Source organism: Halpernia frigidisoli, from assembly GCF_900113805.1.
Classification (GTDB): domain Bacteria; phylum Bacteroidota; class Bacteroidia; order Flavobacteriales; family Weeksellaceae; genus Halpernia; species Halpernia frigidisoli.
In genome coordinates this window covers 755,633-774,515 of sequence record NZ_FOQT01000001.1, presented here as the reverse complement: position 1 = coordinate 774,515, position 18,883 = coordinate 755,633, and the positions used below count along the sequence as shown (strand labels likewise).

At 30.8% G+C, this 18,883-nt stretch carries 17 protein-coding genes; 16 read left to right on the top strand and 1 reads right to left on the bottom strand.

Annotated elements, in window-relative coordinates; genetic code table 11:
* The first annotated feature begins 225 nt into the window (after positions 1-225).
* The 4 genes from BM238_RS03620 to BM238_RS03600 all read left to right on the top strand — a co-directional run bounded on the left by BM238_RS03620 (position 226) and on the right by BM238_RS03600 (position 4,420).
* Complete coding sequence (locus BM238_RS03620) at positions 226-540, top strand: hypothetical protein (protein WP_143093347.1); 315 nt, start codon at positions 226-228, stop codon at positions 538-540.
* 555 nt (positions 541-1,095) lie between these two features.
* Positions 1,096-1,290 (top strand): hypothetical protein, encoded by a 195-nt coding sequence (locus BM238_RS03610; protein ID WP_090078806.1) that lies wholly within the window; start codon positions 1,096-1,098, stop codon positions 1,288-1,290.
* Between the two features lie 422 nt (positions 1,291-1,712).
* On the top strand, positions 1,713-1,904 hold the full coding sequence (locus tag BM238_RS14370) for a hypothetical protein (RefSeq protein ID WP_177205415.1): 192 nt from the start codon (positions 1,713-1,715) through the stop codon (positions 1,902-1,904).
* 83 nt (positions 1,905-1,987) lie between these two features.
* The gene (locus BM238_RS03600) at positions 1,988-4,420 is read left to right on the top strand and encodes an alpha-ketoacid dehydrogenase subunit alpha/beta (protein WP_090078804.1); all 2,433 of its coding nucleotides are present in this window, start codon (positions 1,988-1,990) and stop codon (positions 4,418-4,420) included.
* Positions 4,421-4,474: 54 nt separating this feature from the next.
* Here the strand turns inward: BM238_RS03600 and BM238_RS03595 are convergent, their stop codons facing one another.
* A complete protein-coding gene (locus tag BM238_RS03595) occupies positions 4,475-4,735 on the bottom strand; it encodes a hypothetical protein (protein WP_090078803.1) in 261 nt (86 codons plus the stop codon).
* A gap of 331 nt (positions 4,736-5,066) precedes the next feature.
* Here BM238_RS03595 and BM238_RS03590 point away from each other — a divergent pair, with 331 nt between their 5' ends.
* The 12 genes from BM238_RS03590 to BM238_RS03525 all read left to right on the top strand — a co-directional run bounded on the left by BM238_RS03590 (position 5,067) and on the right by BM238_RS03525 (position 18,753).
* Positions 5,067-6,656 (top strand): tetratricopeptide repeat-containing sensor histidine kinase, encoded by a 1,590-nt coding sequence (locus BM238_RS03590; RefSeq protein WP_143093345.1) that lies wholly within the window; start codon positions 5,067-5,069, stop codon positions 6,654-6,656.
* On the top strand, positions 6,657-7,328 hold the full coding sequence (locus tag BM238_RS03585) for a response regulator (protein WP_090078801.1): 672 nt from the start codon (positions 6,657-6,659) through the stop codon (positions 7,326-7,328). It begins immediately after the preceding gene.
* 532 nt (positions 7,329-7,860) lie between these two features.
* Entirely contained in the window at positions 7,861-8,382 is a 522-nt protein-coding gene (locus tag BM238_RS03580) for an RNA polymerase sigma factor (protein ID WP_090078800.1), read from the top strand.
* 11 nt (positions 8,383-8,393) lie between these two features.
* Positions 8,394-10,889, top strand: coding sequence for a vWA domain-containing protein (locus tag BM238_RS03575; protein ID WP_090078799.1), 2,496 nt, complete (start codon positions 8,394-8,396; stop codon positions 10,887-10,889).
* A gap of 322 nt (positions 10,890-11,211) precedes the next feature.
* A complete protein-coding gene (locus BM238_RS03570) occupies positions 11,212-11,718 on the top strand; it encodes a GbsR/MarR family transcriptional regulator (protein ID WP_090078798.1) in 507 nt (168 codons plus the stop codon).
* 73 nt (positions 11,719-11,791) lie between these two features.
* Positions 11,792-12,202, top strand: coding sequence for a hypothetical protein (locus BM238_RS03565; RefSeq protein ID WP_090078797.1), 411 nt, complete (start codon positions 11,792-11,794; stop codon positions 12,200-12,202).
* Positions 12,203-12,673: 471 nt separating this feature from the next.
* Positions 12,674-13,567, top strand: a complete 894-nt coding sequence (locus BM238_RS03555) for a TIGR01777 family oxidoreductase (RefSeq protein ID WP_090078795.1) — start codon at positions 12,674-12,676, stop codon at positions 13,565-13,567.
* Between the two features lie 44 nt (positions 13,568-13,611).
* The gene (lpdA, locus tag BM238_RS03550; RefSeq protein ID WP_090078794.1) at positions 13,612-15,000 is read left to right on the top strand and encodes a dihydrolipoyl dehydrogenase; all 1,389 of its coding nucleotides are present in this window, start codon (positions 13,612-13,614) and stop codon (positions 14,998-15,000) included.
* 65 nt (positions 15,001-15,065) lie between these two features.
* On the top strand, positions 15,066-15,677 hold the full coding sequence (locus tag BM238_RS03545; protein ID WP_090078793.1) for a hypothetical protein: 612 nt from the start codon (positions 15,066-15,068) through the stop codon (positions 15,675-15,677).
* A gap of 658 nt (positions 15,678-16,335) precedes the next feature.
* The gene (locus BM238_RS03535; RefSeq protein ID WP_090078791.1) at positions 16,336-17,214 is read left to right on the top strand and encodes a polysaccharide deacetylase family protein; all 879 of its coding nucleotides are present in this window, start codon (positions 16,336-16,338) and stop codon (positions 17,212-17,214) included.
* Between the two features lie 59 nt (positions 17,215-17,273).
* Positions 17,274-17,975: a VIT1/CCC1 transporter family protein gene (locus tag BM238_RS03530; protein WP_090078790.1), complete on the top strand. Its 702-nt coding sequence runs from the start codon at positions 17,274-17,276 to the stop codon at positions 17,973-17,975.
* Positions 17,965-18,753 (top strand): patatin-like phospholipase family protein, encoded by a 789-nt coding sequence (locus tag BM238_RS03525; protein WP_090078789.1) that lies wholly within the window; start codon positions 17,965-17,967, stop codon positions 18,751-18,753. The genes BM238_RS03530 and BM238_RS03525 overlap by 11 nt, the downstream gene beginning before the upstream one ends.
* Positions 18,754-18,883 lie beyond the last annotated feature (130 nt).

Below are 18,883 nucleotides of genomic sequence, written 5' to 3'. Positions count from 1 at the left end.
TTTTAGTCTTTATCATAAAATGCTAATAATCAATTTGTTAACATTTGTGTTTTCATGTTTTTACGATCTTCATTTGCAAAATTAACGTTTTTTTTTTGAAATTACTATTAATTTTTTATGTTTTAAGAGTCAGAATTTATGATAATAGACCTATAGCATTTTAAATATTTGGTGGTAGCAGTAAAAGTTTATAGTTTTGGCTCATCAAATAACACAAACATTTTTATGATGGAAGAAAAAAATTTTAACAACAACACAAATTCAGTTAACAACAACAACACAACATTATCTTTTAACAACACAAATTTAAATCCAAAAATTATGAAAAAAATTATCTACCTAAGCATCGCACTTTTTTCTTTATCATTAGTATCTTGTAGAGAACAAGATGAATTAACACAAGCAATTAACGGTCAAAATCCTGGAACAGAAAAAAAATTATTTAATGATGGTTCAAATTCAATAAATAATTCCACTGAATATAGTAATTTCAATTCAACTGCAAGAGATGGTGATCCTGCAAGACCACCACAAGATTAATTCGCAGTAATAAAGCATTTTTTTTCATCATTTGTGTTGATCTCTCCAGTCAACAAATCACTGGAGAGATTTTTTTAACAAATTATGACATTTACAAAATAAAATTAACCCCTTAAACAATAAAATTTTTTTCATCATTTGTGTTGATCTCTCCAGTCAACAATTACTGGAGAGGTTTTTTTAAAACACAAAAGAAAATACTAAAAATTTTAAGTTTAAAAATCATTATAAAATCATTATTATGAAAAAGTTTATTTACCTAAGTATCGGCATAGCATCTCTAAGTTTAGTATCATTTCGTGAGCAGGAAGGAAATAGTTTGAAACCTGTAACTATTAGTCCGCAAGAGAACAAAACAAGCACGATTACAAATTACGTTAAATTCGATCATACAGATAACTCTTTAGGCAATCCAACAACGCCGCCGAGAGATTAATAATATTTTTTTTCATCATTTGTGTTGATCTCTCCAGTCAACAATAGCTGGAGAGGTTTTTTAAAGCGAATGTGAAAAATACTCAGAATTATATTTTAGAAACCTTTATAAAAATTATTATGAAAAAGTTTATTTACCTAAGTATAGCAGTAGCATCATTAACATTAGTTTCTTTTCGTGAAGAGCAGGGAAATAGTTTAAAAGCTGCAAAAAATAAATTAGAGAAAAAACAAATTAGTAAAGATTCTAATTATGTAAAATTTGATCATACAGACAACTCTTTAGGAGATGCAATAACACCTCCGCGGGATTAACAATATTTTTTTTCATCATTTGTGTTGATCTCTCCAGTCAACAAATCACTGGAGAGATTTTTTTTCACAAATTTTGAAAAGAGTAAATTGAAGTAATATCTCAAACAATAAATTTTTTTTCATCATTTGTGTTGATCTCTCCAGTCAACAATTACTGGAGAGGTTTTTTATCACAAGTAATGATTTTATATAATACATTAACCCCCTAAACAATAAATTTTTTTTCATCATTTGTGTTGATCTCCTTTGCTGAACGCAAAGGAGGTTTTTTTTAAGGAAAAAGTTTTAAAAATAACATTCCGACGGCAAAAAAAATACAAACCAAAGCGCCCAAAAACAGATAATCCGCAATAGATTCAAATACCAGTATTTGTTTGTGATTATTCGTTCGTATTGCCAGAAAAGAAAAAATACAGCTTATTGTGAAAAAAATCCCTGCAACTCCTGCAAATTCGTCCAAAAAAGTTGCTTTATCAGAATTAGTTATTTTCAAAGAAGTAATTATCAATAAGCAAAATCCTAATAGATTAGAAGATGCATTCAATATATGTGGAGATTTTTCTTTCATTTTTAAAAATATTACTACAAATTACCGGGTTTTTGAGCGTTTATAAAAATTTCAAAATATAAATATCTATTAAAATTTATATTTTAGTATTATTTCCTAATTAATTATATTTGTAAAAATCACTTGTTTATGCAAAACACCTTTATAGAAACTCAGCAATTATCTTTTCAGGAATTTAAAAAAAACATTTTAGATGATTATAAGTTAGGTAGGATTTCCCGCGAAATGTCTTATTTAGGTAGAAGAGAAGTTCTTACAGGTAAAGCTAAGTTTGGCATTTTTGGTGACGGAAAAGAATTACCACAGTTAGCAATGTCGAAAGTTTTCAAAAATGGAGATTTCCGCTCAGGATATTACCGTGATCAAACTTTTTCCTTAGCAATTGATGCAGTTTCTATTGAAAGTTTTTTTGCACAGCTTTACGCAGATACCAGTATTTTAAGAGAGCCAGCGTCTGCGGGAAGACAGATGAACGGTCATTATGGAACGAGAAGTCTGAACGAAGACGGAAGCTGGAAAAATTTAATGGAGCAAAAAAACAGTTCTGCTGATATTTCACCGACTGCCGGACAAATGCCACGACTTTTAGGTTTAGCTTTGGCTTCGAAAGTATATAAAGAAGTAAGATTTGATGGTTCTGAAAAATTTTCCAACAACGGACAAGAGGTTGCTTTTGGAACAATCGGAGATGCTTCCACAGCGGAAGGACTTTTTTTTGAAACTTTAAATGCAGCCTGTGCATTACAGGTCCCAATGATAATTTCAATCTGGGACGACGGTTACGGAATTTCTGTCCCAACGTCAGAACAAAGAGGTAAAGCAGATATTTCTGAAATGCTTTCCGGCTATCAAAGAAAAGAGGGTGAACAACAAGGCTGTGAAATTATTCAGGTCAATGCTTGGGACTATCCGCAACTTTTAGAAGCTTATGCAAAAGCTGAACATTTTGCTCGTACAGAATCAGTTCCGGTTTTAGTGCATGTTATTGAAGTGACTCAACCTCAAGGTCATTCAACTTCAGGATCACATGAACGATATAAAAATGAACAACGATTAAGTTGGGAACAGGAGTTTGACTGTTTAAATAAATTTAAAGAATGGATCCTCAATTATTCTATTGAAATAGATGAAAAGGAAGTTTTTTTAGCAAATGCTGAAGAATTAAATGCAATTGAAGATGAAGCAAAAAAATATGTAAAAGCAGGTCAAAAAATAGCCTGGGAAAATTATCAAAAATCTATAAGCGATTTGCAAAATGAGATTCTTCCTTTGGTTAAAAAATTGAATGAAAGTGAGAATGAAGTTGCCCAAATTCTTGATATTTTTGATAAGAAAGTGGGAAAATCAAAAAAAGATATTTTTCATCTTTTGCGCCAATCTTTACTTTTGACAAGAAACTCAAAAAGTGAAAACAGAAATATTCTTTTAGAAAAATATTCGCAGATCTTTAAACAAGAGAAAGAAAATTATTCATCACATTTGTATTCACAATCGCAATGGAAAGCAACTAATATTGAAGAAATATCTCCCTCTTTTTCCGAAAATTCAGAAATCGTTGACGGTAGAGTTGTTGTGCGAAATAATTTTGACAAAATCTTCGAAAAATATCCTGAAGCTTTGGTTTTTGGTGAAGATGCAGGAAATATCGGTGATGTAAATCAAGGTTTAGAAGGTTTACAGGAAAAATATGGCAGTTTAAGAATTGCAGATACGGGTATTCGCGAAGCAACAATTTTAGGACAAGGAATTGGTTTGGCAATGCGAGGTTTAAGACCAATTGCAGAGATCCAATATTTAGATTACGTTTTATATTGTTTGCAGGGAATGAGCGATGATTTGGCAACAGTTCAGTACAGAACAAGAGGCGGACAAAAAGCGCCGGTAATTATAAGGACTCGTGGACATCGATTAGAAGGAATTTGGCATTCCGGTTCTCCAATGGCAGGAATTTTAAATCTTTGTAAAGGAATTTTGGTTTTGACACCGAGAAATCTAACAAAAGCTGCTGGTTTTTACAACACGATGTTGCAAAGTGATGAGCCTTGTATAATCATCGAACCTTTAAACGGTTACAGATTAAAAGAAAAACAACCAGATAATATTGGGGAATTTATGGTCCCAGTCGGTAAAATTGAAATAACCAAAGAAGGAAAAGACGTCACGCTTATTTCTTACGGATCAACGTGGAGGTTAGTTATGGACGCTGCAGAACAATTAGAAAAATTAGAGATTTCCGCGGAAGTTATTGATGTTCAATCGTTAATTCCTTTTGATTTGGAACATAATATTAAAAAAAGTTTGCAAAAAACAAATCGTTTAGTAATAATTGATGAAGATGTTGAAGGTGGAGCATCCGCTTTTATTTTACAGCAGGTTTTGGAAGTGCAAAAAGCCTTTAAATATCTGGATTCTGAACCGGTTACTTTAACCGCAAAAAACCATCGTCCGGCTTATGGCACAGATGGCGATTATTTCAGTAAACCTTCCGTTGATGATATGGTTGAAACTGTTTATAACGTTTTTAACGAAGCAAATCCCGATAAATTTCCGAAGATTTACTAATCTTTAAATATTATAAAAAACCTTCAAAATTAATTTTTGAAGGTTTTTTTGTTTTTAATATTTATCTAAAATATATTTAGTTGCAGCTTTTAGAGCTTTACCGTTCTCTGGATTTACGCCATAATGTGTGAAAAATTCTACCTTGTTATTTGTTTTGTCATACCAGACTTTACCTGATGCATTTTCCGCATTTAAAGTATCTGGTCGCGTAATTTTTATTAACTTTAATTTATCTTCATCTAGCTGTTCGATGTGAAATCCTGCTTTATTTTCACCACAAATAAAAGGAATGTATTTTTCTCCATCCCAATACATGCATTCTTTTTCTTTTTTTTCAAAAGATATTTTTTCTGGTGAAGTTTTATTTGTAGAACGGGGAAAATATATTATGCTTTTGTAGACTGAAAGTAATCACGCTAACTAATCTGACACCGGTGGAGAAACAGAACAAACTCCACCAAAAAAATAGTTTTATTAAATGCGGAAGTCACTTCCGCATTTTTTTAATATATTTGGAATACAATCTCTTAATTTGAAAAAATATTACATTTTCCTGTTTCTTATAATTTTATTTTCTTGTGAAAAGACGAGCCAAAACTTACCAAAAACTAATATCAACAAAAACTATGATAAAGCATTTATTTTTTTGGAAAAGAAACAACAGGATAGTGCTTTTGTTTACTTTAATGCTGCTAAAGATATATTTATAAATCAGAAAGATTCTCTAAAGGTAGGAAAGTGTTTAATTAATATGGCAATCATTCTTGCCGATAAAGGGGATTATTTTGGCAGTCAGGAAACTTCTCTTTCATCAATTAAATATTTCAATGAAAATAATGAAGAGAACTTTGAAACTATTTCTGCAAACTATAATTGCCTAGGTATTGCCACTCAAAATCTAAAAAATTATAAAAAAGCCATTTATTTTTACGATAAGGCAATTAAATTTTCTGCAGATTCATTAGAAAAAACAAAACGATCTAACAATATTGCTGTAGCTTATTCAAAATTAGGCGATTATAAAAAATCTATTAAAGTTTTTGATGAATTGTTTATTGATAAAATCGTTAATCAAAATCAAAGATTTAAATTCAAAATATTAGACAATCTCGCTTTCACGAAATTTCTTCAAAACAAAAATTATAATGCAGAACCACAACTCAATAAAGCATTAGAAATTCGTGAAGCAGAAAAAGATTTATGGGGACAAAATGCAAGTCAAGCCCATTTATCAGATTATTTTGCATATAAAAATCCCGTAAAATCGCTTTTTCACGCACATAAAATGTACAACATTGCAAGCCAGTTGAAAAGTCCAGATGACGAGATAGAAGCTTTGCAAAAATTAGTGAATTTAGAAAATACGGCAGATTCTAAAAAATATTTCAATATCTATCTAAAACTGAAGGACAGCCTCCAAACGGCAAGAAATAAAGCAAAAAATCAATTTGCTTTGGTGCGATATGAATCAGAAAAAAACCGTGCAGATTTATTGAAATCTCAAGCAGAAAATACAGAAAAAAATTATCAATTACTTGTGAGAAATGTTGCTTTGGGATTGGCTTTCCTGGCAACAATTATCGGTATTATATGGTTGAAAAAAAGACAAGAAAGAGTAAAGCAGGAAAAAGAACTTGTTCATCAGGAAAATCAATTAAAAATAAAAAATACAGAACTTAAATATTCTAAAAAAATACATGATGTAGTTTCTAACGGTGTTTATCAAGTGATGTCTGAAATTGAAAATAACCCCAACATAGATAAGCCGGAAGTTTTAAATAAATTGGAAAAAATTTATGAAAAATCGAGAGATATTTCTTACGAAAACCTTTTGGAAAATACTGTGAATACTTACAAAATACAAATTTCAAATTTGGTAAAATCTTTTTCTTCGGATTTGATAAAGCCAATAATAATCGGCAATGAAGAAGATTTATGGGACAAAATTTCGTCTAAAATAAAAACTGAATTTTTAATTATTTTGCAGGAACTTTTGGTGAATATGAAAAAACACAGCGAAGCAAAAAAATTAATTTTAAAATTTGAAATCAACAAGGAAAGACTTGAAATCGCTTATTTTGACGATGGTAAAGGTTTGGGCGAAATCATTCAGAAAAAAAATGGTTTACAAAATACGGAAACCCGTATTTTTTCCTGCGAAGGAAAACTTACTTTTGACGAAACAACGGGAAAGGGAACCAAAATAAATATTTCCTTTCCTATTAAAAGTGACTAAATGTTTAAGAAAATATTGTCTGTTGAAGATTTTGAAAGTGCCAGTATTTCTGTGCAAAAAGTGTTGAAAGATCTTAAAATAAAAGAAGAAAACACAATCTTTGTCAATTATTGCGATGATGCCATTAACCTTTTAAATAAAAGTATTGACGATAATGTTGTTTATGATTTGCTTATAACTGATCTTTCATTTGAGCCTGATCATAAAGAACAAAAAATAAAATCTGGAGCGGAATTAATTTCGGAAGTCAGAAAAATCTTACCGGATCTGAAAATTCTTGTTTTTTCGTCGGAAAAAAGACCTGCTCACATCAAAGTTCTATTCGATGAGTTGAAAATAAATGGTTTTGTGAGCAAAGGTAGAATGGATGTAAAGGAACTTAAAAAAGCAATTTCATCTATCTATAAAGACATAAATCATCTCTCACATGATAATGTTCTAAACCTTCGGAGAAAAGATGCGGTAGAACTTACCATTTTAGAATACACACTTTTGAGATTACTTTCTGAAGGTGTTTTACAAAAAAATATTCCGGATTTATTAAAAGAAAAAAATTTGAAACCCAACAGTTTAAGTTCTGTAGAAAAGGCTTTTAGTCAGCTTAAAGAAACGTTTGAGGCTAAAAGTAACGAGCATCTGATCGCAATCTGTAAGGATGTTGGTTTCATTTGATGCCAAAATTTTTCAAATTATTTTAAAAAATAATGCTTCTTTACGGTTTCCCGTAAGGAAGTTTTGTTTTTGTATTATATATTTGGGGAAATAATTTGATCAATTGGTAAAATTCTAATTGCAAGGCTTCAGAGAATTTCTTGGTCCGAAAAAACACAAATGAAAATCTGAATAGTATCTGAAGCCGTTGCAATTTTTTAAATTATATCTAAAATCCTTTCAACCTTTAAGCGTTAAAAGGATTTTTTGTTTGTTTACTAAATTTTAATAGTTTTTTAAAATCTTTTACTAGAAGAATATTTTGCAGCCTGGCTTTAACGGAATTCCTTTTTTTTGTGTATTTAAAAAATTGATTCTATATTTTACTTATTTTCATTTGAATTATCCAAACTCATTTTTTGGTTTTGAGAGTGAAAGGCTGATAATGCTTTCCAAAAAATTATAATACAATTTTCCTTAAATTTATTTTTTTAAAAATACTTTCCAACCTTTTTATAAACTTCTGCATCTATATTATTAAAGAGCAATTCTTATGGATCATCAATTAATAATTGACTGCAAACGTAAAAGCCGAAATGCGCAACGGCAGATTTACGAAGCAATGGCGCACCAACTGAATTCGGTTTGTAAACGGTATCTGAAAAATCAGGAAGATATTGAAGAAGTTTTGACGGATACTTTTTACAAGATCTTCACAAAAATCGATCAGGTAAATGATCCGGAAACTTTTGAAGCCTGGGCGAGAAAGATCACTGTTAATGAATGTCTGCAAAAATTACGCAAGAAAGAGCAGTTCCATTATTCTTTAGATGATGAAAACGCAGCGGAAATTTCTTCAGTTGAAAGTCCAATTTTTTCTTTGGAAAAAGACATTCTCAAACTTCTGAATTTCTTACCAGAAGGCTGCAAAACCATTTTCAATCTTTTCGCGATTGAAGGTTATCCACACAAAGAAATTGCACAGATGCTTTCTATAACTGAAGGAACGTCTAAATCTCAGGTTAATTTTGCCCGTAAAAAATTGCAGTTAATGCTTCATCAACAAAATTTTTAAAAAAAGAAAAAATGGAAAATAATCAAAATATAGACGAAAAATTCAAGGAAGCAAGCGATTCTTCCGATGAAAAAATGAAAATGCCGGAATTTGAAAATATCTGGAATCGGGTAGAAGAAAAATTAGACAAAAAAGATGAAAAACGAATTCTTCCTGTTTGGTTTCCGTATGGAATTGCGGCAAGTTTATTAATTGGATCGGGAATTTTTTATTTTAATTCGAAAAATTCCACTGAAATTGTAAAACCACAAATTGCAATTAACAAAGATTTACCGACTCAAATACCAATTTCAAATCCTGAAATCCGGAAAATAGATGAAACTATAAAATCTAATATTGCGAAGGAAAAAGCTGTAGAAAAAACAAAAGTAATTGCTTTACAAATTCCGACTGGTAAGAAAAGTCTGGTAATCGTGAAAAATATTGATAATCTAATTCCTCTAATAAAAAATAAAAGAGATTCGTTAAAAGAAAAAAATATTGAAGATGTTGTTCTTCTCGGTTATGGAACTCAAAAAAGAGAATATTTAGCAGGTTCCATACAAAGTGTTTCACCGGAAATTAAAAATTATTTGGTTTACACAGAAAATACTTTACAGGGAAAAGTTGCAGGTGTACAAATTTCACCATCAAGTGGAAATCCTGGCAACAGCCCGACAATTGTAATCAGAGGAATGTCAACTTTAAATAATTCACAGAAATCTATTGATGAAGTCGTGGTTACAGGATATAGAACTAGTACAAAATCAAGAAAAGAAAAAAATAAAAATCCTCAAATTCAAAATAATACGATTAAAACTAAGGGTATTATCATTGGAAATCCAAATTACAATCCTGCAAATTCACCTTTAATAGTTGTTGATGGCGTTGTTTATAATTCAAAAAGTTTAGATATTTTAAATCCAAATAATATAAAAGAATTGACAGTTTTAAAAGATGCTTCCGCAACCTCAATGTATGGAAATAGAGGTAGAGAAGGTGTAATTCTAATAAAAACTAAAAATTTAAGCAAAAAAGAAAAGAAAGAACTACAAAAGATGTCAGATGAATTGGACAAAAAAGATTCAATTAACATAAGAGGAAATGCTGAAACTGACAATGAAGGTTACGACGCATTTATTGAAAATCCTTTTGAATCTGCGAAAAACGAACCGCTATCCACATTTTCGATTGATGTTGATAATGCCGCTTATTCCAACATCAGAAGGATGATAAATAACGGTGAAAAAGTGGATAAAAACGCCGTGAGAATTGAAGAAATGCTAAATTATTTTAAATATTCTTATCTGCAACCGACCGATAATAAACCGTTTAGCGTAAATTCGGAATACAGCGATGCGGCGTGGAACACAAAACATAAATTATTAAAAATTGGATTACAGGGAAAAAATATTCCGTTGGAAAAATTACCAAATTCTAATATCGTTTTTTTAATTGATGTTTCCGGATCGATGAGTGAGCCAAATAAATTACCACTTTTAAAATCTTCTTTTAAAGTGTTGTTAGACAAATTAAAACCTGAAGATAAAGTTGGAATTGTAGTTTACGCGGGAAATGCAGGAATGGTTTTAGAGCCGACTTTGGTAAAAAATAAAGAAAAAATTATTGCTTCTTTGGATAATTTACAAGCCGGCGGAAGTACTGCAGGTGGCGCTGGGATTGAATTGGCGTATAAATTAGCACAGGAACATTTCATTAAAAATGGAAATAATCGTGTGATAATCGCAACAGACGGTGATTTTAATGTCGGAAGTTCTTCAACTACAGATCTTGGAACTTTAATCGAAGAAAAAAGAAAATCGGGCGTTTTCCTCACTTGCCTTGGTTTTGGAATGGGAAATTATAAAGACAATACTTTGGAAACTCTTGCTGACAAAGGAAACGGAAATTATGCCTACATCGATAATATGCAGGAAGCCAATAAATTTTTAGGAAAAGAATTTGCCGGAAATCTTTACGCAATTGCCAAAGATGTCAAAATCCAGATTGAATTTAACCCAAAATATGTGAAATCTTACCGCTTAATTGGTTATGAAAATAGAAAATTGCAAAACGAAGATTTCACAAATGACAAAAAAGACGCGGGTGAATTGGGAAGTGGACACACTGTGACGGCTTTATATGAGATCATTCCTGTTGGTGTTGATTCTGATTTTGACGTGAAAGAAATTCCTTTAAAATACTCCAAAACCAATGAAAATACTCAAAATTTTGGTGATGAATTGGCAACCATAAAATTGCGTTATAAAAAACCGGACGAAGATAAAAGTGTGGAAATCCAGCAAATTGTAAAAAATAAATCTGAAAATTTTAATCAAACTTCGCCGGATTTTAAATTCGCAAGTGCGGTAAGTTGGTTTGGTTTGGTGCTTCGGGATTCAAAATTTATTAAAGACAAAAATTTAAATGAAATTGAAGATTTAGCAAAAGAAGGTTTGTCAAAAGATGAAGATGGTTATCGTTCAGAATTTATAAGATTGGTTGAGAGTTATAAAACAATTAAATAAAACTATTATAAAATAAATTCAAACATCAGAAAATTAATAGGAGCGGACTTTAGTCCGCTTTTTTATTTAATCATAACAAGGCTTTAGGCAAAACTTTAGATACAAAGCATTTGTCAAAATTTCATAAAAAATATTTTCACCAGACCCTAAAAGGAGATTCTTTGTAAACTTTTCGAAAAATTTTCCACCCTTTAGAGTTGGGGAAAGAAAATTTCTTATAATAAATTAAAAAAAACTTTTAATGTAATTTTTAAAATTGACTTTCAATTATTATTGAAAGTTTAGAAATTTTAATTATCTTTGTAGAAGAAATTAAAACAAAATGAAATTATCTGACGCCAAAGAAAAATACATCCAAACCTGGGGAACTTTTGCCACGAATTGGGGAATTAACAGAACTATGGCGCAAGTTCATGCACTACTTTTATCTTCCTCAAATGCTTTGTCTACTGACGAAATCATGGCACATTTGCAGATTTCCCGAGGCAATGCCAACATGAATATTCGTGCTTTGATGGATTGGGGAATTGTGAAAAAAGAAATCATAAAAGGGGAGCGCAAAGAATTTTTTTCTGCCGATAAAGATGTTTGGTTTTTATTTAAACAAATTACCAAAGAACGCCGGAAAAGAGAAATTGAACCGATTATAAAATTTCTGGAAGATTTAAAAGAAATAGAAGACAATGATTCTGAAGAAGCAAAAGAATTTATAAAACTGATGGAAGATTTTTCCAACGTCACCAATAAAATCAATAACATAATGGATTTGGCCATAAAAAGCGACGATCATTGGTTGGTTGGGAAAATTACCAATCTATTAAAGAAATAAGAAAGGAAGAAATTCCTTTTTTATTTCAAATATACTTTCAATATTTACTGAAACTACAAAAATATAAAATATCATGAAAACATTTTTTAAAATTGATTCAATCGTTCAGCAATCTGTGTTTTTAATCTTTATTGCTTATTTAATTTTCAATTATTTCATTATCAAACATTTAGAAAAAATATTTTATTTTTATTATTTCGTTGGTGGATTCCAGTTGGTAAGTTTTCTTATTCGATTATTTTTAAAATATAAAAAATCTACTTTTTTTAAAGTTTATGGCTATTTGATAGTGCCAGTTTGGACTATACTTTTTTCAATGATTCTTTTACAAGGTAAAAATATTGATTTGGGAGAATTTAATAAAATAGCAGGTTTATTTTTTCTTTTGCTTTATGCCGCTTTTTTTTACAGCCCAATCTTATCAATTTTTTACATCTTAGATATTAAAAAAGTTTACAAAAATTATGAAAAATCTAATGTTTAATTTAATTATGCTGTTTTTCTTTAAAAACAAAAATAGAGATCGATCCCAATTTTTAAATTTATAATTATGAAAACTAAAATTTTAAAAATAGAATTAGCAATTCAACTACTGATAATTCTTGCAAGTTTAGTCTACTATTTTTTCAATGTTAAGGATGGCTTTTTTATAATATTTACAATTTTACCAATTCTTGCCGTCTCTAATTTTATTGGATTTTTAGTTCGGATATTTACTATTAAAAGTAAGTTTATGATGTATTACTTTTTCATTGTTTTGATCTTTTTTTTAAGTTTATATATTTTTGGATCATTCCTCAATTTAAACGATGAATTTTTTATGTTGTATTTAATTATAATCAGTTTGCTAATTAGTTTGTATTACACCCTATCAGGCTTTTATTTAATTAAAGATTTAAAATAAAAATCTCAAATGAATGTTAATTAAATTTATTAAACTTAAAACTCATTCAAAATGAAAATTATAATTGCAGGTGGCGCAGGATTTTTAGGTAAAGAATTAGAAACTTATTTTCTTTCTCTAAACAATGAAGTTAAAATTCTAACGAGAAATCCAAAAAATAAAAATGATGTTTTTTGGGATGGAAAAACCCTCGGTGATTGGAAATCTAAACTTGAAAATGCTGATGTTTTAATCAATCTCGCTGGTAAATCAGTTGATTGCAGATACACCGAAAAAAACCGAAATGAAATTTTATCTTCAAGAATTGAAAGTACAAAAGCATTGCAAAATGCCGTTGATCTTTGCGAAAATCCACCAAAAATATGGCTCAATGCAAGTTCGGCAACGATTTACATTCATTCCGAAACCAATTTAAACACAGAACAAAACGGAATAATTGGAGATGATTTTTCCATGAATATTTGCAAACAATGGGAAAGAAAATTTTTTAAAGTTTCTAATATAAACATTAGAAAAGTGTCATTAAGAACTTCGATAGTTTTAGGAAAAAATGGCGGTGCTTTTCCAAAATTTGTGCAGATTTCTAAACTTGGTTTGGGTGGAAAACAGGGAAGAGGAACGCAGATGATGAGTTGGATTCACATAGAAGATTTTTGCAGAATTATAGAATTTATAATCTCTAATGAAAATTTAAAAGGCGTTTTAAATACAACCGCACCAAATCCTTTGTCCAACGGTAAAATGATGGAATTACTTAGAAAAAAATTAAAAATACCATTTGGAATTCCGTCACCAGTTTGGCTTTTAGAAATTGCTGCATTATTCATCAAAACGGAAACAGAATTAATGTTAAAAAGTAGAAATGTATTTCCACAAAAATTAATTGATTCTGATTTTAATTTTCATTACCCTACGTTTGAAAAAGCCCTGGATACCTTAATTTAAAACCATAATTTTTCACTAAATTTGCGTAAAAATTTTTAAGAAACATGAATTACGATATTATTGTTATAGGAAGCGGTCCTGGCGGATACGTTGCAGCGATCAGAGCAGCACAATTGGGTTTCAAAACTGCAATTATTGAGAGAGAAGAATTGGGCGGAATTTGCCTAAACTGGGGTTGTATTCCTACAAAAGCACTTTTAAAATCTGCACAGGTTTTCCATTATATCAATCACGCAGAAGAATTTGGTTTAAATAAATCTGAATCTACTTTTGAATTTTCAAATGTTGTTAAAAGAAGTAGAGGCGTTGCCAATAAAATGAGCAAAGGCATCGAGTTTTTAATGAAAAAAAATAAAATCGATGTGATTTTTGGAACTGCAAAAATTGCAAAAGGTAAAAAAGTAAATGTAACAGACAAAGAAGGAAAAACTTCTGAATATTCTGCCACAAATATTATTCTTGCACAAGGCGCGCGTTCCCGTGAATTGCCAAATATTCCACAAGATGGTGTAAAAGTAATTGGTTACAGGAAAGCGATGACGCTGGACAAACAACCAAAATCTATGATCGTTGTTGGTTCAGGTGCGATTGGAGTTGAGTTCGCAGATTTTTATAACACGATGGGAACGAAAGTGACCATCGTAGAATTTATGCCAAACGTAGTTCCTGTAGAAGACGAAGATATCTCAAAACAGCTGGAAAAATCTTTGAAAAAATCCGGCATTGACATTATGCTGAATGCTTCCGTAGAATCAATCGATACGTCTGGCGAAGGTGTAAAAGCCAATGTAAAAACTGCAAAAGGAAATATTACTTTAGAAGCAGATATTTTACTTTCCGCGGTTGGAATTGCTTCCAATCTCGAAGGTCAGGGTTTCGAAGAAGTCGGTATTAAAACTGAAAAAGGAAAAGTTTTGGTCAATGAATGGTATGAAACTTCCGTTCCTGGCTATTACGCAATCGGTGATTTGCTTCCTACACAGGCTTTGGCGCACGTTGCGAGTGCAGAAGGCATCACTTGTATTGAAAAAATTAAAGGTCTTCACGTTGAAACCATAGATTACGGAAACATTCCAGGTTGTACGTATTGTCACCCAGAAGTAGCGAGCGTCGGTATGACTGAAAAACAGGCAAGAGAAAAAGGCTACGAATTAAAAATCGGTAAATTTCCTTTCTCCGCCAATGGAAAAGCCACTGCAAACGGCGATACTGATGGATTTATCAAAGTGATTTTTGATGCAAAATATGGCGAATTTTTAGGTTGCCACATGATTGGAACTGGCGTTACAGAAATGATCGCAGAAGCAGTTGTTGCCCGTAAATTAGAAACTACCGGTCACGCACTTTTAAAAGCAATTCACCCGCATCCAACTTTGTCTGAAGCAATGACAGAAGCAGTTGCCGCTGCTTACGGTGAAGTGATTCATATTTAAAAACTTATCAAAATTTAAAAACCTCGCAACTAATTTTGCGGGGTTTTTTAGTAATAATTAGTAAAATGCATAAAATACTTTTTTTCTTCTTTTTTATTATAGGTTTATCCCACGCACAGCAACTTACAATTGATTATAAACTTACTTATAGAGTATTTAACAATCAAGATAAAACGGAATATACCAGTTCTCATTCTGTGAGTTCATTGCGGCATGATATTTCGCTATTTATTCGGGGAGATAGTCTTAATGTAAATGATTACCTAACTGACAAAACTTTTACATTTAAAAATGAAATCGTAAAAGATGAAAATCAATTAAAATTAGTAAATACAAAACCTTTTATTGTCGAGAATGAATTTAAAGTTGACAGAACCGAATTAATTAAAATTTCAGATTTTGTTTACAAGATTATTGTTTATAAAACTAAGAAAGATAAAAAACCCATGATTTTAAAAGTTTTTTTAGAAAAATCAGACGATAATTTGATTTCATATTTGCCTCTGGATCTAAATCCAAATATAGTCCAAATCATTTTCCAAAATCTTAATGATCAACTTCTGCCAAATAAATTTATAGTAAAAAGAGCAGAAGTGTTATACGAGTCAGGCAGTGAATATATCTTCAACTTACTGAATATGGAGAAAATAAATTATGTCATAAATTTGCCTCAATAATTTTCGGATTTAATGTAGTTAATAATCTTTTTAAAAACAATCCATAATCTATATTGAATTAACTCACATTTAAGAACACACTGATATGTCTCTAAAAGTTCATCCAGAAACTTCAGGGTGAAGTTTTTTTTTTTTTTGGTAAAATTTTCACGTATTCTAACGAGTAGTTATTTATTTTGGGCAGACAAATGACTTTGCAGAATGCTTATTTGTTATTTTATTTGGGCAGCATTTGACTGCGTCGAATGTCTATTTTTCAATTTTTTATGGCAGACATTTCCGCCTTCCGTTCCCGTTCTTTTATTCGTCGTTCCTCCTCACAAAAGGAACTCCACTCAAGTCGGGCTGCAACTTATCGCAAAAAAAAAACAGTTGTTTTTAAAAAGATAATTTTCTCGTTGAAATAATATCATTCTCAAATTTATCAATAAAAAGACAATACTTTTCTACAATTATATTGTTAACAAAATCATAAATTTATAAAATTATAGATTTTACTAAGATTTTAAAATTCTAATTTTTCGCTTTTGTAAACAACTGAAAATAAGTTATTAACAACTACTGAATTTTTTAAATTAAATATAAATGCGGCATTTATTTTGTTAATATAAATTAACGTTTATTAACATATTTTAACAACTTAATTCCTTAAATTTTCATGACAACAAATTTTAATAAAAAGTCAAATAGTTTGGCTTTTTTAGGTTTAGCAACGATCGCGCTTGCAGGTATTTCAATTCTATTTTTACATTCTTGTAAAAAAGAGTCCATAAACCAAAAATCTGTCGTCAAGAAAAATAATAGAAATATAGATGAGGAAAATAAATTAAGGTCTTTAGCAAAACCAGAAGAATCCGTTGACAACAGACGAACTATTTATCTCACATTTGATGATGGACCAAATCGCGGAACAGAAAATTTAGTAAAAATCATTAATGAAAGAAAAGTTCCTGCAACTGCTTTTATAGTTGGCCAACATGTTTTCGGTAGTAAAAAACAAAAAGCCGATTTTGAAATTTTAAAAAATGATTCTTATTTTGAACTTGCAAATCACAGTTACACGCATGCTTCCAATAAATATGAAAAATTTTATGAAAATTCAGAAGAAGTTGTAGCCGATTTTGACAGAGCGAAAGACAGTTTAAAATTAAAAAATAACATCGCTAGAACGCCGGGAAGAAATATTTGGCGCACGGATTCTTTTAATATTACTGATGTAAAAAAATCTAAGAACTCAGCAGATGATTTAGCAAATAAACATTACAAATTGATTGGTTGGGATTTAGAATGGCTTCCTACAAAAGATATGAAACTCAAAAATACGAATGAAGAAATGATTAAAATGGTAGATAGTATTTTTTATAATGATTTAGAAAAAACTTCAAGACATTTAGTTTTACTCACTCATGATCAATACTTAAAAGATGATAATTCTGTAAATGAACTAAAATTATTTATACAAAAACTTCAAAATAGCCGAAGATTTCAATTTAAAAAGATTTCACAATATCCGAATGTCAATGAACTTTTAGAATAAATATTTCTTGTTTAAAAATTAAAGGCGGTTTTTCACCGTCTTTTTTTTATTTTTACATAATGAAAGAAGAAATACAATTTGAAGATCATTTTATTAACCGAAGCAACTGGATCCGTGCGTCAGTTTTAGGTGCAAATGATGGTATTTTATCTGTTGCCAGTATGGCAGTTGGCGTTGCAGCAGCAGGTTCAAGCCGGGAAGTTTTAGTGTTAGCATCTTTGGCGGGTTTAGTTGCAGGTATTTTTGCGATGGCTGCTGGAGAATATGTTTCTGTAAGTTCACAGGGGGATATTGAAGAAGCAGATCTAAAACGTGAAGCCAAAGAACTGGAAGAAATGCCAGAATTAGAAATGCGTGAATTGGCAAAAATCTATCAAAAACGAGGTTTGACCGCAGAATTATCACATCAAGTTGCGCAACAGTTACATGATCATGATGCTTTGGGCGCGCACGCAAGAGATGAATTAGGCATCAATGAAATCATGAAAGCGCAACCTTTTCAAGCCGCATTTGCAAGTGGCGCATCTTTCACCACTGGCGGAATTTTACCGCTTTTAGTTTGTATTTTCCTTCCACTGCATAATATGATGTACTATCAATATGTTTTTGCTTTAATTTTTCTCAGTATTTTAGGTTATCTATCTGCGCGGGGCGGCGGTTCTCATATTCTAAATGCAATTGTGAGAATTGTAATCTGGGGAACTTTGGCAATGATTGCTTCAGCGGTAGCAGGTTATATATTTGGTGTAAATGTTGGATAAAAAGGTAGAAAAGTTAGGCTTGGTTTTATCCGGCGGCGGAACGAAAGGTCTTGCGCACGCGGGTGTTCTCAAATTTTTACAGGAGAAAAACATTAAACCAGAGATTTTAGCGTGTTGTAGCGCCGGCGCAATTGTCGGAAGTCTATACGCCACAGGAAAATCTGCGGAAGAAATTTTAGATTTTTTTAAATCAGTTTATTTTTTTAATTGGCGTCATTTTGCCATTAATAAACCAGGTTTAGTTTCTTCGGAAATATTCAGACATTATTTAGAGCCTGTTTTCAAAGATAAAACTTTAGGAGATTTAGACAAAGATCTAAGAATTGTAGCCACAGAATTAATTTCTGGCGATCAAAAGATATTTAACAAGGATTTTAAAATAGTTGATGCAGTAATTGCATCATGCTCAATCCCTGGTATTACAACGCCTTACATTGTGGGAAATGAAATGTTCAGCGATGGTGGCGTTTTAAATAATTTCCCCGCCGATATTATTAAAAATGAATGTGATAAAATGATCGGTGTTTACGTGTCAATGCCGGAAGATGTTACAATGGCAAACCTTTCAACCATTAAATCTGTTACCACAAGAGCCTACGAATTACTTTCTCACCGAACAGAAATTCACAAATTTGCGTATTGTGATTGGTTTATTTCCTCAAAAAAATTAGCGGCTTACGGCACTTTTGAAAGAAAAGCACACCGCTTAGAAGAAATTTTTGACATTGGTTATCAAGCAGCAAAAGATAGTTTTGAAAGTGTGGAAGATTTATTTTAAAAAATAATTAATCTGATAATCAATGTATTGTCAAATTTTTTATAAAATAGTGTTAAATTTTGTCACTTTCATATTTATTGCAACGTATAATGGTTGTAAAGAATATTCTCTTTGCAAATCAAAATGAAAT